The following is a 15261-nucleotide window of genomic DNA, read 5'->3' as shown; positions in this document are numbered from 1 at the left end:
CGCCTGTTCCACCCGGACGGCACCGCGCCGACCCCGTTCCAGGCGGGCCGGGTGACCGGACGGATACCCCGCACCGCGACGCAGCGGCCCACCGTCGTCCCGCTGGAATGGCGCCGGATGGGCGACCCCCCGGCCCGTCGGCCGCTGCGTGAGCTGGGCAACGGCCCCACCGATCTGGCGCTGCTCGCCAGCGCGCTGCAACGCGCCGCGCAGTCGGCGGACGCGCCCACCGCACCCGCGCTGATCTGACACACCCGCACCGTCGGTTCGACACACCCGCACCCTTGGTTCGACAGACCCGCACCATCCGTCGGAACACCCCGCACCGTCCGTCGGACCACCCCGCACCGCCCGTCGGACCAACCTGACCCGTTGGCCGCAACAACCGAGAACAACCGCTCCGTTGGTCGGACCAACCGATCCGTTGATCTGACCACACTGACCACACCCGATCCGTTCTCGGCTGACGGTTCATCACGGCATGATCACGATCCGTGAGTGAACGCAGGGAACGCTATTGCCACGTTCGGTGACCGGGCGTAGGACTACTCGCACGGGACACGACCGCACGGGGGCGGTCGGCATCGGAGGGAACACGGGAATGCACGTATCGCTTCCTGCGAAGCGTTCGACGCGAGCCGCGGTGGCCCTGCTGGCGGCGGGAGCGCTCATGCTCACCGCGGCGGGCTGCGGCGGCGACGACGGGGACACGGTGAGCGGGGGACCGCCGCCGAACACGGTCGAACTGCCCAACCTCAAGGGGCAGAGACTCCAGGTCACCGCGGTCTGGACGGGCACCGAGCAGAAGAACTTCACCAAGGTGCTGGCGGAGTTCGAGAAGCGCACCGGGGCCAAGGTCTCCTTCGTGCCGAGCGGTGACGACATGGCGGGCTTCATCGGTTCGAAGGTCGCGGGGGGCGCCCCGCCGGACGTCGCGATGGTCGGACAGGTCGGCGTCATGCGGGAGTTCGCCCAGAAGGGCTGGGCCAAACCGCTCGGCGCCGCCGCGCGGGCGCAGCTGGCCAAGAACTTCGCCAAGGGCTGGCAGGACCTCGGCTCGTACCAGGGCAAGCCGTACGGGGTGTACTTCAAGGTCAGCAACAAGTCCCTGCTCTGGTACAACACGTCCGCGTTCGACTACGCGGGCGCCAAGGTGCCGAAGACCTGGAAGGACTTCCTGGCGCAGGCCCAGCTGCTCTCGGACTCCGGCACCGACGCGGTCGCGATCGGCGGCCAGGACGGCTGGACGCTCACCGACTGGTTCGAGAACGTGTATCTCTCCCAGGCGGGCCCGGAGAAGTACGACCAGCTCGCCCGGCACGAGATCAAGTGGACCGATCCGTCGGTGAAGAAGGCGCTCGAGACGCTCGCCGAGCTGTGGGGCACCAAGGGCCTGGTCGCGGGCGGCCGGAGCGGGGCGCTGCAGACCGCGTTCCCGGACTCCGTCACCAAGGCGTTCGGCAACAAGGCGGAGCCGGACGCCGGCATGGTCTTCGAGGCCGACTTCGTCGCCGCCAACGTCGCGGACGCGGGCGCGAAGCTCGACGAGGACGCGAAGGTGTTCCCGTTCCCCGCGGTGGGCGACCAGGCACCGGTGGTGACCGGCGGCGACGTCGGCGTGGCGCTGAAGAACAGCAAGGCGGCGCAGGCGCTGCTCACCTTCCTCGCCTCGCCCGACGCCGCGACCATCTGGGCCCAGTCCGGCGGGTTCATCTCGGCGAACAAAAACGTCAAGTTCAGCGCCTATCCCAATGCATCGATGCGCAAGATCGCACAGGCGCTGATCGCGGCGGGCAATGACTTCCGGTTCGACATGTCCGACCAGGCTCCGGCCTCCTTCGGTGGCAAGCCCGCGCAGGGCGAATGGAAAGCGCTCCAGGACTTCCTCAAGAACCCGAGGAACGTCGAAGGCATCCAGCGCCAGCTGGAGCGGGATGCCGCCAAGGCGTACAAGAACTGACGACTCGACCGGGAGAACCACATCATGTCGACCGCGACTGCGGACGGCGCGGCCACGCCTGGCCGGGCATCGTCCGCCCCACCGGCCAAACGGCCGAGCGCGAAGAAGCCGAAGAGCGTCCTGGGCACCCGCCCCTGGCTGGCGGCGCTGTTCCTGCTGCCCGCCCTGGCGCTGCTCGGAGCGCTCGTCGTCTATCCGATCGGCTACTCCGTCTACCGGAGCTTCTTCGACGCCTCGGGCAACGGCTTCGTCGGCCTGGACAACTACCGGGAGATGTTCTCCGACGACGCCACCAAGACAGCGATCAAGAACAACATCATCTGGCTGATCCTGGCCCCGACGGTCTCCACCGCGCTGGGCCTGATCTTCGCCGTACTCACCGAACGGGTGCGCTGGGCCACCGCCTTCAAACTGGTCGTCTTCATGCCGATGGCGATCTCGATGCTGGCGGCGGGCATCATCTTCCGGCTGGTCTACGAGCAGGACCCGGACAAGGGCGTGGCCAACGCCATGTGGGTGAGCGTGCACGACTCCTTCAGCGAGTCGCCGCCGTTCCCGGGCGCCCATCCGCGTCCCACCGCCGGGCTGACCGAGTCGCAGGACGGCTCCTTCACCACCCGGGACACCGTGCGCGCCGGCAGCCCGGCCGCGCTGCCGCTGGTCGCGGCCAAGCGCGGCGACATCAGCGGGGCGCGGGACGCCAAGGCCGCCAAGGCCGAGCCGGGGAAGGTGACCGGCACCGTCTGGTTCGACTTCACCCGGGGCGGCGGTGGCGAGCAGGGCGTCATCGACAAGGGCGAGAAGGCGATGGCCGGCCTCAGGATCGAGGCGGTCAAGGACGGCAAGGTCGTCGCGAAGACGACGACATCGGCGGACGGGACGTACACCCTTCCGGCCAAGGCCGAGGGCGCCCAGCTGCGGCTGCCCGCCTGGAACTTCTCCGAGCCGTACAACGGGGTGGACTGGCTCGGCCCGTCCATCGTCACCCCGGCCATCATCGGGGCGTACGTCTGGATCTGGGCCGGTTTCGCGATGGTGCTGATCGCGGCGGGGCTCGCCGGGGTGCCGCGTGAGCTGATGGAGGCGGCGCGGATGGACGGCGCCAACGAGTGGCAGGTCTTCCGGCGGATCACGGTGCCGCTGCTGGCGCCGGTCCTGTCGGTCGTCGTCGTCACGCTGATGATCAACGTGATGAAGATCTTCGACCTGGTCTACATCATCGCGCCCGGCCCCTCGCAGGACGACGCCAACGTGCTGGCCCTCCAGCTCTTCCAGTCGTCCTTCGGCACCGACGTCAACCAGGGTCTCGGCAGCGCGATCGCCGTACTGCTGCTGTTGCTCGTACTGCCCGTCATGTTCATCAACATCCGCCGGATCCGAAGGGAGAGCCGCCGATGACCAGCGCGGACACGGTCGTACAGGCGAAGCAGTCCCTGATCGCGCGGATCGCCGCCCGCGCGGGCGGCGGAGCCGTTCGGGTCGTCCTCGTCCTGATCGGCCTCCTGTGGCTGATGCCGACCGCCGGACTGCTGCTGTCCTCCCTGCGGGACCCGTCGCAGGTGAGCATCTCGGGGTGGTGGAAGGTCTTCACCGACCCCGGACAGCTCACCTTCAGCGGCTATGACAAGCTGCTGGGCAACCAGCAGATCACCGATTCGCTGTGGACCACGCTCGCGATCACCGTCCCGGCCACCCTGCTGGTCGTGGTGATCGGCGCCCTGGCCGGCTACGCCTTCGCCTGGATGGACTTCCCCGGCCGCGACTGGTGGTTCCTCATCGTGGTCGGCCTGCTGGTGGTCCCGGTCCAGGTCGCGCTGATCCCGGTGGCCAAGCTCTTCGGCGAGATCGGCATCTTCCAGACCACCACGGGCGTGGTGCTCTTCCACACCGCCTTCGGCCTGCCCTTCGCGATCTTCCTGCTGCGGAACTTCTTCGCGGAGATCCCCCGGGAGCTGCTGGAGGCGGCACGCCTGGACGGCGCGGGCGAACTGCGGCTCTTCGTGCGCGTGGTGATGCCCCTGGGCGGCCCGGCCATCGCCTCGCTGGGCATCTTCCAGTTCCTGTGGGTCTGGAACGACATGCTGGTCGCCCTGATCTTCGCGGACAGCGGCAACCCGCCGATCACGGTCGCGCTCCAGCAGCAGGTCCGGCAGTTCGGCAACAACATCGACATCCTCGGCCCCGGCGCCTTCGTCTCGATGCTCATCCCGCTGGCCGTCTTCTTCGCCTTCCAGCGGCAGTTCGTGGCGGGCGTGATGGCGGGCGCGGTGAAGTAACGCCCCGGAACCGGCAGACGGCCCGGCACCCCGCCCAGGCGAATTCCAGGGGGCGCCGGGCCGTCCCTTTTCCCGTCACGGCGCACCGCATTCCGCCCACACCGTTTTGCCGACGGGGACCCGAGGGGCCGTTCCCCAGCGGGTGGCCAGCAGATCGACCAGGATGAGCCCCCGGCCCGCTTCGTCGTCGGCCGTCGGCGCCGCCGGAAAGGCCGGGAGGCGGTCCTCGCGGGCGTCCGAGACCTCGATACGGATGGTCCGCGTCGCGGTCGCGCAGGCCATGCGAAGACGGAAGCCCCGCCCGGGTACGCGCCCGTGCCGTACGGCGTTCGAGGCCAGCTCAGCCACCAGCAGGGCCACCGTGCAGGACACGTCCGACGCGGGCGGATAGCCCCACTCCTCCATGCGCCGCACCGCGAGCCGCCGAGCGAGGCGCGCGCCGCGCGGCGTGGCGGGGAACTGCTGGGTGAACTCCCGGAGTTCGGGCTCGGGGTCCGGCGCCGTGGTCGTCTTCAGCACGGTGTTGTCCATTTCCGTTCGTTCGTCCTCCCGTACGATTCGCAGCGTGTGCGCATCGTGACGTTCCGTGCCCAAGGATCGCGGCGCGGGTCTACGCTCGAAAGGCCATGACGCTTTACCTTTCAGGCCGTAAGGAACGGAAGTGATGTTTTGGCCAAAGAAGTTGATCCCGGCTCGTCGATGGCGGCGCTCTTCGGGTCCCGGGTCCGCAGACTCCGCACGGCCGCCGGTCTGACCCAGGCCGAGCTGGGCGAGCGCACGCATGTGGTCAGCACCCGGATCACCCAGATCGAGCGCGCGTCCGGGGCGAAACCGACGTTCGAGCTAGCCCGGACCCTGGACGCCGTCCTCGGGGCGGACAGCCTGCTGGTGGACATGTGGCCGTACGTCTACCGGGAGGCGTTCCCGGACTGGTCGCGGGCGTTCATGGCCTACTCGGAGCGGGCCAACGCTGTTCGTGAGTACGCGGCCCACGTTGTCCCGGGTCTGCTTCAGACCCCGGACTACGCTCGGGCCGTCTTGAGCGTGGGTGTGTCGCTCACCAGTGAGGAACAGTTGCAAGACCGTTTGGCCGCCAGACTCAGGCGCCAGGAACGGCTCTCCTCACCCGACCGCCCCGAGCTGTGGGTCGTCCTGGACGAGGCAGTACTGAGACGTCCGATCGGTGGCCGATCCGTCATGCGGGCCCAGTTGTCTCGGCTGTTGGATGTGGCAACGGAACCCCACATCACGGTGCAGGTGCTCCCGTTCGACCAGAGGGAGCATGATGTGATGGGCGGTTCCCTGACCATCCTGACGATGCCTGACGGTTCGGAAGTGGCCTATACCGAAGGCGCCCACTACGGCCAACTCATCGAGGAACCGGACGACGTCAAGCGCTTCTCCCTGTCCTACGATCGGCTGCGGGCAGCCTCCCTGCCCCCGATCATGTCGCTCGACATGATCCGATCCGTGATGGAGGGCAACCACCGTGGAGCGAGCGTCCCGTCCCGGTCTGAGCGGCGCCGCGTGGCGCAAGAGCAGCTACAGCAATCAGGAGGGTGGCAACTGCGTCGAGGTGGCCGACGGCATACCCGGCGTCGTCCCCGTCCGTGACAGCAAGCGGCCTGACGGTCCCGCGCTGGCCTTCCCGGCGGCCTCCTGGGCCGCGTTCATACGCGAGCTGAAGACCGGCCACCGCCCCTGAGTCGGCCAGGGGCCGGTCGGCGTCGGACTTCCCATCCTGCCGGGCCCTCGTACGCGGGGGTCCGGTGGGCCGCGAACTCGCCCCGGGAGGCTGATGCGCGGTGACAAGATGGCGCCATGGTGCTTCACGTAGGCGTAAAAGCTCTTCGACGGAGACGAGATGAGCTTCGAGGCTCGGCGGAATCGATAGAAGCGCATGGAGAGCTCGGCGATTTAGCCACAGTTGGTCTGTTGTTGTTCTACTCCGCCGAGTGTGGGCTGAAGGAACGGCTCCTCGTCCGCCACAAGTTACCCGGCACCGAATCCTTGGACCCCACCCATGACCTTCGTAAGCTGGCCAAGCTCCTCAACTTGCCCCGAACCCTGAGCGTACGTCTCGACAGGCTCCAGAGCTGCCGGTTGCACGCGTCGGCGCGCGGTTCCGTTTCCCTGGCCGACTTACATCAGGCATGGCGCTATGGTGCGAAACTCAACGAGGCTGACGAGAAGGAGGCTCAGGAAGCCCTCCGTGCTCTGATCAAATGGTGCGAGCGGGACTAAGGCTAGGAGACTACGAAACCGTGGCCGGTTTGAACGGACTGGACGGGCTGACGCCCCCAGAGCACCTTTTCACATGGGTAGACGTCGATGAGCATCTGACGACTCTGGCCTCTGCGGGACAGTGGCCCGCATGGCTGCGCGCGGCGGACGGCTGGTGGGATGGCCTAGAGCTCGTGGTCTCCAGCGGTACGGACGCCGAGGAGGCGAAACGATGGCTGGACGAGGCGTTCGGAGCAGGTTCGACCGAATGGCGCGACAGCATCCTGATGCTGCGGCTCGACGACCCGCGAACGACCGAGTTCACAGGAATGCCCGTCATTCTCAGCCCAGAGCCCGAGAACGCGGACCAACCGCGTCGTATCCCGCTGCTGCGCGAGAAACACATCACCCCACAGCTGGCACATCCGCTCGAGCGCCCCGCCGATGAACGCTTTCCCGCCGATGTGCAACTGGTGGCGTTCCACTCCTTCAAAGGCGGAGTCGGGCGCACGGTGCACGCCGTCGCCATGGCCGACGCCATTGCCCGCCGAGGCGGAAGCGTCCTCCTGATCGACGCGGACCTTGAAGCGCCGGGAATCACGTGGATGCACAAGGCTCAGGGAGGCCAGCTCGACTTCTGTTACGAGGATCTACTCGCCCTGCTTCAGGGGTCGGAGGATGGAAGCTGGTCCGCTGCCGTGGACATCGCCGCCGAGTACCTGCCGAACCAACAAGTCGGACGGTTCGCAAGCGGCGGCCGTGTGACCGTGCTCCCCACAAGCAGAAGGCCACAGCTGGGGCCGCCGCGCATCGAACCGGCGGACTTACTGGCGCCTGGACGCCCAGCGTATTTCCTGACGGAGGCGCTGGCGGCGCTCGCCGCACGTGCGGGTGCGGACACCGTGGTGGTGGATCTGCGAGCTGGAGCATCCGAACTGTCGGCGCCCATCCTGCTCGACCCTCGCGTCCAACGTGTCTTCGTCACCACTCTGAGCCACCAGTCCCTCGCAGGTACCGAGACGTTACTGAAGCAACTAGGACGACGAGCACCGGCACTCCAGGGTACCGACCCAGCAAGCTCGGTGATCATTACCCAGTTCCGGCAGGATGTGCACGAAAGCCAAGCGCAAGAGGCACAGAACCAGTTGAGAACTGCGGTGCTCTCGTCGCTGAGGCAGCCCGATGGCACAGCGGATGTGGACGCCGGCTCCGATGAAACCGGTGAAGTTGACTCGGGTGTGCTGTCACAACCCCTGCTCAGTCCATTCCGGGAAGAGCTGCTCGCTCTCCCGTCCAGTTGGGACGCCGTACTGCGCGTGCTGGAAAGCTGCAATGTGACAGACGCTCTGGAATCGATCGTGCCCACCCCGGTCACCCGGACGGAGCCCAAGGCGGACGGGCCACAGGCTGATGTCGATTACACGATGCTTCGCCAGCGCCTCGCGGACACCGCGCAGCCACTCATCTATGCCGAGCGAGCGGGCATGTCCTCGGCCAGCGGCTTCCTTGTGACCGATCCACTCCGCAGACTGCTGGGGGACCATCGCACGGAGCCCCCACTGGCCCTTGTCGTAGGTGCTAAAGGGGCCGGCAAGACCTTCATGTACGCGAAGGCGTGCGCAGCTCGGACATGGAGCGAGTTCGCCGAGCAGTCAGACATCAAGGGTGTCCGGCTGTCCCTGCCGGTCGTCCCCGTGCTGGAGTCCGACAACCTCGACTATGACGACCTGACGACTCAGGATCTCAGGGAATCCTTCGCCACTATCCACAGCGAAGCAGCGGACACAGCCGGAACGTCTCAAGAGATCAAGGACCGTCTGAGGAAGGGTTTTGCCACACTTGACGCCCGCGACGAGTTGAGTTGGCGGAAATTGTGGCTCGAGTGTCTGGCCATCGCGGCAGGCGTTCCGATGTCGGCCCGGGACGACGCGGAAGCGGCACTCACAGACCTCGGTAAGCGGGCGCGAGCGGTGTTCGTCATCGACGGGCTCGAGGACCTGTTGCAGACCCTGGACAGCGAGGTCAAGCACACAGCATTGCGGGTCCTTCTGATCGACGTGCTCGCCTGGTTGCGTTCGCTACGGGGACGCCCTCTCGGCCTGGTCGTCTTCGTACGCCGAGATCTGGTGAAGCGGGCGGTCCGACAGAACAGCGAGCAACTCCTCGCCCGATACGAACCGTATGCGCTGCGGTGGGACAAAGAGGAAGCGCTACGCCTCGCGCTGTGGGTCACCGCGCATGCCGACGCCCTGCCCGAGTCCATGCCAGAGTCTGAGATCGCGGAGTTGCCCTACGACGCTCTGGTGGAAGCCCTCATCCCGGTGTGGGGGTGGAAAATGGGTACGGAGAAATCCAAGGAAGCACGCTCCCACCTATGGGTGCCCGCCGCTCTCGGGGACTTCAGGGACCAGGTGCAGGCCAGGGACGTCGTGGTATTCCTGGCCGAAGCAGCCCGTCAGTCGATTTCCCAGGCGCAGTGGGAAGACCGCGTTCTCGTGCCAAGCGCCATGCGCAAAGCACTGCTCGCATGCAGCAGAATCAAAATCAGCGCGATCCAAGACGAAAGCCAGGAGATCGGTGATCTGTTGAGCCGACTCCAGCAGGTCCGCGAGCCCGTCACGGTGCCTTTCTGGCTGGAGGAGGTAGGGCTGGAGGTACAGGAAGCGGACTTTCTCGTGGACTCCGGCGTCTTCGCGCGAGGCAACGATGGCCGCTACTGGGTAGCCGAGATCTACCGGCACGGGCTGGGATACGGCAGTGAGCGAAGGGCCAAGGTGCTGTGGCGGAAGTAAGCGCCCGAGCATCACGCTGGTCTTCACGACGGTCTCCTGGGACGCATTCATACGCGGGCTGAAGACCGGCCACCGTCCCTGAGTCGGCCAGGAACCGGTCGGCGTCGTCGTTCCGGGCTCGCCGGGCCCTCGTACGCGAGGGCCCGGCGGGCCACGAACTCCCCCAAAGAACCGGGGTGAAGAACTACCCGCCCACCCACCCTTCCCGCTGGTCACCCGTACGAGTGACGAGGTTGCGGGCGAAGCACGCCGGTCGTTACGTTCACGGCAACACAACCGCAAACAGACGACGGCCCCCGCCGGGACGGCAATCCCGAACGAGGGCCTGACCGATCAAGGAAGAAGGCAGCTTCCCGATGGCTGAGCCGCAGTCTAACGCGCTTACGCGCGCCGACGCCGGAGTCCCGACCTCCGGCGTGATCCACGTCCGCACCCGCCTCACCGCCGACTTCACCGTGATCGCCAACGCCCTGGCGCAGCGGCGCGGAAGCGCGGTCACGATCGGTGTGGCGGCCTACATCTCCTCGCTCCCCGACGGCACCCCCGTCAGCATCGCCGCCCTGTGCGAGCACTTCACCGAGGGCGAGATCCTGATCTCGCGGGCGTTACGGGAGCTGGAGGCCGCCGGGTACCTGGAGCGGCGGCGGGTACGCGGGCCCGGGGGCGTCATCCGCACCCGGACCTACTTCTACGACGTACCAGGCGGACCCCGTCCGCCCACCCCGCCGCGTCCCCGAAAGCCCCGGCCGAACCTGGCGCAGGAGGCTGACGCGCCCGAGCCGGAGGCCGCTGCCGACACCGGCCCCACCGCGTCCCCGCCCACCCCCTCACTCGCCGACGCCGACGAGCGGGCCGTCGCCATCCTCGCCTCGCTGCGGATCGCCGACCCCCGGCTCATCCTGTCCCGCCGGGACGTCGCCGCACTCGCGCCCGCCGTCACCGAATGGCTCGCCGCCGGGGTCGGGCCCGCGCAGATCACCCGGGCGCTCACCACCGGCCTCCCCGACCGCCTGCTGACCCGCCCGGCCCGCATCCTCGCCTTCCGCCTCGGCGAGGCTCCACTCCCCGTAGCCGCCCCGGCCACCCCGGTCGGCCCGGCCGCCCCGTCCGGCCCACCGCCCGTCCTCCCCTGGCGGACCTGCCACGGCTGCGACCGCGCCTTCCGCTCCGCGACCGGCGGCCGCTGCCGCGACTGCCGGGCCGCCGCCTCCGGCGAGGACCTGCGGACGGCCTGCTGAACGACCGCGACGGGGCGCTGGACCATACGCGCGGCCCGCTGAGCGGCCCCGGTGGGGCGCTGGGCCGAACGGGGGCTTTTGCGGGGCGTTCCGGCACGCTGCCGCGCCATCCGGTGGGCATTCAGATGATCGTGTGAGAAACCATCTGTGCCGCGTCGACCGATGGGATGCGCCGTGCCCCGGTTCACGATGCCCCTCACCGCACCGCCCGCCGCCCCCCGTCCCTGGCTCTCCGACCCGCCGCCGCTGGTGCGCGGATACCGGCGTACGGTGCCGCTGCCGCTGCGGCGCGCGGTCGTCGCCGTGACCGGCCCCGGGCTGCGGCGGGCGGCCATGCGGGGCCTCGGCGGACTGTCGGCCGTCTCCGGTGCGCTGCGGCTGCGCCGGGTGCGGTGGCGCATGCGGCGGGCGGGGCTGTTGGCGGGGCCCGGCCGGATGGTGGTCGCCGACCGGCGGGGCGCCCATGTGGCGACGGTGGTCCCCTCCCCCACCCCGCTGTTCGCACGCGCCGAGAACCTGCGGCTGGTGTGCGAGGCCCTGGACCGGGCGCGGATCGACCACTTCGTGATCCGCTGCTACAGCAACGTCGCCTCGGCGGTGGGCGTCCGGGCCGATCAGCGGGCGGAGGTGGTCCAGGCGCTGACCGCGCTGTGCGGGGAGGAGGCCGGGTACGTGTCGCCGTCCCCGCGACGCGGCCGGGCGGTGGCCCCGCCCCGGTTCGGCGGTACCCGGCGGGCCTGGCGGCGGCTGGCCGCCGCCCCCGTGGTCCGCTTCACCCGGTTCCACACCCATCCCGGCGGACGCCTGGTCCTCGGCCCGGCGCACGGCTGCGACATCGAGTTCTGGGAGCCCGGCGGGCAGGCCGGGAAGCGGGTGCTGATCGCGCCGCGCTCCAACCGCACCACCGCGTCGGTGCCGCTCGCGGGCGAGCCGGTCCGCGCTCCCGGACAGCTGTTCACCCGGCTCGCCCCGGCCATCGGCTGGCAGCCGGGGCCGCTGGTGCGCACCCGCCCGGAGTTCCTGACCCGGCTGCCGGACGAGGTCCGCTTCCCCATCGACGTCGTCTACACCTGGGTCGACGGCTCGGATCCGCAGTGGCAGCGGCGGCGGGCCGCCCTCGCGGGCGGGGGCTATCACGCGCAGGCCGCCAACGCCGCCCGCTACGCCAACCGCGACGAGCTGCGCTACTCGCTGCGTTCGCTGTACCTGTACGCCCCCTGGGTGCGCCACATCTACCTGGTGACCGACCGCCAGGTGCCCGACTGGCTCGCCGTCTCGCATCCGGGGATCACCGTCGTCGACCACCACGACATCTTCGACGACCCCAGTGTGCTGCCCACCTTCAATTCCCATGCCATCGAGACCCGGCTGCACCACATCGACGGACTCGCCGAGCACTTCCTCTACTTCAACGACGACGTCTTCCTCGGCTCACCGGTCACCCCCCAGGACTTCTTCCTGGCCAGCGGCGTCTCGAAGTTCTTCCCCTCCCGCGCCCTGATCCCGCTGACCCCCGTGGGCCCCGGCGACGTCCCCGTGTCGGCGGCGGGCAAGAACAACCGGGCGCTGCTTCAGGGGCGGTTCGGCACGGCCGTCACCCAGAAGATGAAGCACACCCCGCACGCCCTGCGCACCAGCGTCCTCGCCGAGATCGAGCGCGAGTTCCCGGAGGCGGTCCGCGCGACGGCGGCCAGCCGGGTGCGCTCGGTCTCGGACGTCTCCGTACCGTCCTCGCTCCACCACTACTACGCGTTCCTCACCGGACGCGCGGTCCCGGCCCAGCTGCGCTACGACTACTTCGACCTCGCCCAGCCCACCATCCGCGCCCGGCTGGCCAGACTGCTGCGGACCCGTCACTGCCAGGCGTTCTGCCTCAACGACACGGTCTCCTCCGAGCAGGACCTCGCGGACCAGTCGGCGCTGGTCCGCCCCTTCCTCGACGCCTATTTCCCCCTCCCCAGCCCGCTGGAGCGGGCCGTGACCCGACAGGAGACGCGGCAGCCATGCCCCTCGCCATCACTCTTCCCCTGAACCCGGACGTCCTCCAGTCGGGCGGGCCGTATCCGCGGGCGCTCAACGTGCTCAGCCGCAAACAGACCGCGGTGCAGCGGCAGTTGCGGCGCGCCGGGCTCGCGGGCTACGAACCGACCACCCAGGCCACTCTGCTGGCCCTGGCCCAGCAGGCGCCCGAGGGCAGCGCGGTGTACGACATCGGCGCGCACATCGGGCTGTACTCGGCGCTGATCAGCGCGGTGTACGGGGACGGCGGGCCGCGGGCCGTCGCGTTCGAGCCGACCCCGGAGACGGCCGCGCTGTGCCGCCGGATCCGCGACTGCAACCGCCTCGGCTTCGAGGTGCAGCAGACCGCCCTGGCCGACGAACCGGGCACCGCCGAGCTGTACTTCTCCCACAGGTCGGAGTCCTCCAACTCCCTGAACCCGGCCCACCGGAAGCACACCGAGTCGGTCACGGTGCCGGTGACGACGGTCGACGCGTTCACCGGGGAACGCGGCATCACCCCGTATCTGATCAAGATCGACGTGGAGACCTTCGAGGCGGCCGTGTTGCGCGGGTCGTACGCCACGATCCGCCGCCACCGCCCCTGGATCGTCTGCGAACTCCTCCCCGGCACCGACCACGACGCCCTGCGCACCGCCCTGGCACCGCTGACCGCCATGGACTACGGCCTCCACCCGATCACCCCGGAGTCCCCCTGGCACCGCTACGACGAGACCACCTACCGGTCCGCGGTGAGCGGCCAGTGCCGCGACTGGCTGCTCGCCCCGCGCCCGCTCACCCCGGCCTTCCACCGGGCGGTGCGGCAGTGGCTGATCGCGATCCTGGCCTGCGACGAGACGACCAACATCATCAGCCCCGACAAGGCGTCCTTCCCCTACGGCTGGAACGCGCCGTACCGCTCACCGCGCGGCACGTCGCGGATCCCCCGCACGAGCCTGCTGCGGCTGGCGGGCGCGGCGGCCCTCGCCCGCCGCGCCGTCGTACCGGGCCGGCGCATCCCGGGCGCGGGCGAACGCATGGCCCGCACCCGCACGTAGGCCCTACTGCCTCACCTGTGCGGGCGAAAGCGGTGGTACGGCCGACGGTCGCGTAGACGTAGGCGTAGGCGTAGGCCGCGGCAACTGCGAGATCGGCGAGAGGCGGTATCTGAAGGCGTGGGCCCCGTACCGTGAGGGTTGGGTCATCAGCTGATACGGGTCGTTCCGCGGCGCGCCCCAGCCTCACGAGCCGGGGCGCGTCACTCTGGAGGAGAGTGCCCTATGGGGCGTTACACCGCAGTGCCCACCATGCTCATCCTGCTGTTCACCGCCGCCTGCTCGGGAGCCAACGACGCCGACGAGGGCTCTCATACGCCCACCGCCCGACCATCCCGCACGAGCCCCGGCAGCAGTTCCGCTGCCGAACCCAACGGATCTTCTGGACAAATAGCGCTTGACCTGCCCTCGGGCGCGAAGATCCTCGTACCGATGACCAAGGGAACCGGTAACGCCGACCTTCCCACCTTCAAGCCCATAACCGACGTGTACACCATCCATGTCAGCTGCTCAGGCACGGGCGAGATGACTCTCGTCGACCGTAAAGCCCCAGGCGACAAACCAGCCAGAATCGGCTGCGGCGGCCCCATCACCATCGGACGTGTCTACACCGACATCACCCCGCAGGCGTTATCGGTCCAGGTACGCGGAGGAAGCCTCCGCTGGTCAATCGCGATCGTGTCCGGCGAACACAGCATGTGACCGGGCCAACGCGTCGTGGCCGTTACGGGACTGAGTTCGGCGACCACGGTCGCCAGTGGTCATCGGTGACGCCCCCGGGACCCTCCGGCCCCACCCGTACGTAGCGCTCCAGACGGACGCCGGGCAGGCACAGCGCATAGGCGAGCCGGAAGGGGCCGGTCAGCGTGGCCGCCTTCGCCGGGTGCGCCTCGGGCTCATCGGCCGCGATCAGCCATACCGACCGCGCCCCGTCCAGCCGCCGCGGCAGCTCGGCGGGTCCGACGTCGATCCCGTAGAGCGTTCCGGAGGCGGGACCGGGGGTCTTGAGCGCGATGTCCCGCAGACCGGCGAGGGGGCGCGGATAGGCGATCGCGATCCGCCGTTCCTTGGGCGGGTCGTACAGCACAGGCTCACCCGGCCGGGTGAGCCGGCCCAGCGTGGCGGCCAGCGCCGCCAGGTCGTCCTGGCGGCTGAGCGGCTGCCGTTCCCACTGGTGCAGCGGGAGCTGCCAGACGAAGGCGCCGCCGACCGCGAGGACCCCGGCCGCGGCGACCAGGGCGCGGTGCCGGTCCGTCACCACGCCAGCCGGCCGGTTCTTCACCGTACCCACCAGCCGGTCCGTCACCACGCCAGCCGGCCGGTCCGTCACCGTGCCCACCAGCCGGTCCGTCACCGCGTCGGCCAGCCGGTCCGCCCCCGCCGCCGCCAGCAGGGGGGCGCCCGCAAGGGCGAAGAGCAGATAGCGCTCGTGGAAGCAGGGGCGGTACAGGGCGAGCGCGAAGAGCAGGACCGGCGGGACGCAGACGAGGGGCAGGGCCACCGCGGTCAGCGTCCGCCACCGGGAGCGGGCCACGGCGACGACGATCAGCAGCAGGCTGACGGCGAGGACAAGCGCGCTCGGCCCCGCGAAGTCCTCGACCGCCGCCCACAGCCGGCCCGGCGTCGGATGGCGCATCCAGGCGAGCTGCGCGCTCTGCCGCCGGGCCAGCGCCGCCAGCGGCAGCACCGCCGCCACCGCCCCGGCCGCCGCGGTTCCCC

The 15261-nt window shown here is 69.5% G+C and carries 11 protein-coding genes and 2 pseudogenes; 11 read left to right on the top strand and 2 right to left on the bottom strand.

Annotation, left to right across the window (positions count from 1 at the left end; genetic code table 11):
- The 4 genes and pseudogenes from AXW62_RS35575 to AXW62_RS35560 all read left to right on the top strand — a co-directional run.
- Positions 1-249: pseudogene (locus AXW62_RS35575) on the top strand (FtsK/SpoIIIE domain-containing protein); the annotation flags it as partial.
- 352 nt (positions 250-601) lie between these two features.
- On the top strand, positions 602-1960 hold the full coding sequence (locus tag AXW62_RS35570) for an ABC transporter substrate-binding protein (protein ID WP_060948058.1): 1359 nt from the start codon (positions 602-604) through the stop codon (positions 1958-1960).
- A gap of 24 nt (positions 1961-1984) precedes the next feature.
- Positions 1985-3358 (top strand): carbohydrate ABC transporter permease, encoded by a 1374-nt coding sequence (locus tag AXW62_RS35565; RefSeq protein ID WP_060948057.1) that lies wholly within the window; start codon positions 1985-1987, stop codon positions 3356-3358.
- A complete protein-coding gene (locus AXW62_RS35560) occupies positions 3355-4236 on the top strand; it encodes a carbohydrate ABC transporter permease (protein ID WP_030835738.1) in 882 nt (293 codons plus the stop codon). Before AXW62_RS35565 ends, AXW62_RS35560 begins: the two co-directional genes overlap by 4 nt.
- Positions 4237-4311: 75 nt before the next feature.
- Here AXW62_RS35560 and AXW62_RS35555 read toward each other — a convergent pair whose 3' ends face one another.
- Entirely contained in the window at positions 4312-4767 is a 456-nt protein-coding gene (locus AXW62_RS35555; RefSeq protein ID WP_060948056.1) for an ATP-binding protein, read from the bottom strand.
- A 168-nt stretch (positions 4768-4935) separates the two neighbouring features.
- On the opposite strand from AXW62_RS35555, the gene AXW62_RS35550 reads away from it, so the two are divergent.
- The 7 genes from AXW62_RS35550 to AXW62_RS44235 all read left to right on the top strand — a co-directional run bounded on the left by AXW62_RS35550 (position 4936) and on the right by AXW62_RS44235 (position 14244).
- On the top strand, positions 4936-5850 hold the full coding sequence (locus AXW62_RS35550) for a helix-turn-helix domain-containing protein (RefSeq protein WP_060948055.1): 915 nt from the start codon (positions 4936-4938) through the stop codon (positions 5848-5850).
- On the top strand, positions 5813-5941 hold the full coding sequence (locus AXW62_RS46390) for a DUF397 domain-containing protein (protein WP_252368854.1): 129 nt from the start codon (positions 5813-5815) through the stop codon (positions 5939-5941). The genes AXW62_RS35550 and AXW62_RS46390 overlap by 38 nt, the downstream gene beginning before the upstream one ends.
- Before the next feature lie 559 nt (positions 5942-6500).
- Positions 6501-9251, top strand: coding sequence for a KGGVGR-motif variant AAA ATPase (locus tag AXW62_RS35540; RefSeq protein WP_244503330.1), 2751 nt, complete (start codon positions 6501-6503; stop codon positions 9249-9251).
- A 356-nt stretch (positions 9252-9607) separates the two neighbouring features.
- A complete protein-coding gene (locus tag AXW62_RS35535) occupies positions 9608-10489 on the top strand; it encodes a hypothetical protein (RefSeq protein ID WP_079115947.1) in 882 nt (293 codons plus the stop codon).
- A 174-nt stretch (positions 10490-10663) separates the two neighbouring features.
- Positions 10664-12520, top strand: a complete 1857-nt coding sequence (locus tag AXW62_RS35530) for a stealth family protein (protein ID WP_502688789.1) — start codon at positions 10664-10666, stop codon at positions 12518-12520.
- Positions 12493-13545: an FkbM family methyltransferase gene (locus AXW62_RS35525; RefSeq protein ID WP_060948052.1), complete on the top strand. Its 1053-nt coding sequence runs from the start codon at positions 12493-12495 to the stop codon at positions 13543-13545. The genes AXW62_RS35530 and AXW62_RS35525 overlap by 28 nt, the downstream gene beginning before the upstream one ends.
- A gap of 249 nt (positions 13546-13794) precedes the next feature.
- Positions 13795-14244, top strand: coding sequence for a hypothetical protein (locus AXW62_RS44235; RefSeq protein ID WP_159061028.1), 450 nt, complete (start codon positions 13795-13797; stop codon positions 14242-14244).
- Positions 14245-14266: 22 nt separating this feature from the next.
- On the opposite strand, the pseudogene AXW62_RS35515 reads toward AXW62_RS44235, so the two are convergent.
- Positions 14267-15261, bottom strand: a pseudogene (locus tag AXW62_RS35515) (hypothetical protein); the annotation flags it as partial.

The organism is Streptomyces hygroscopicus subsp. hygroscopicus (assembly GCF_001553455.1).
GTDB classification, from domain to species: Bacteria; Actinomycetota; Actinomycetes; order Streptomycetales; family Streptomycetaceae; genus Streptomyces; species Streptomyces hygroscopicus.
This window is presented reverse-complemented; position numbering and strand designations above follow the sequence as displayed.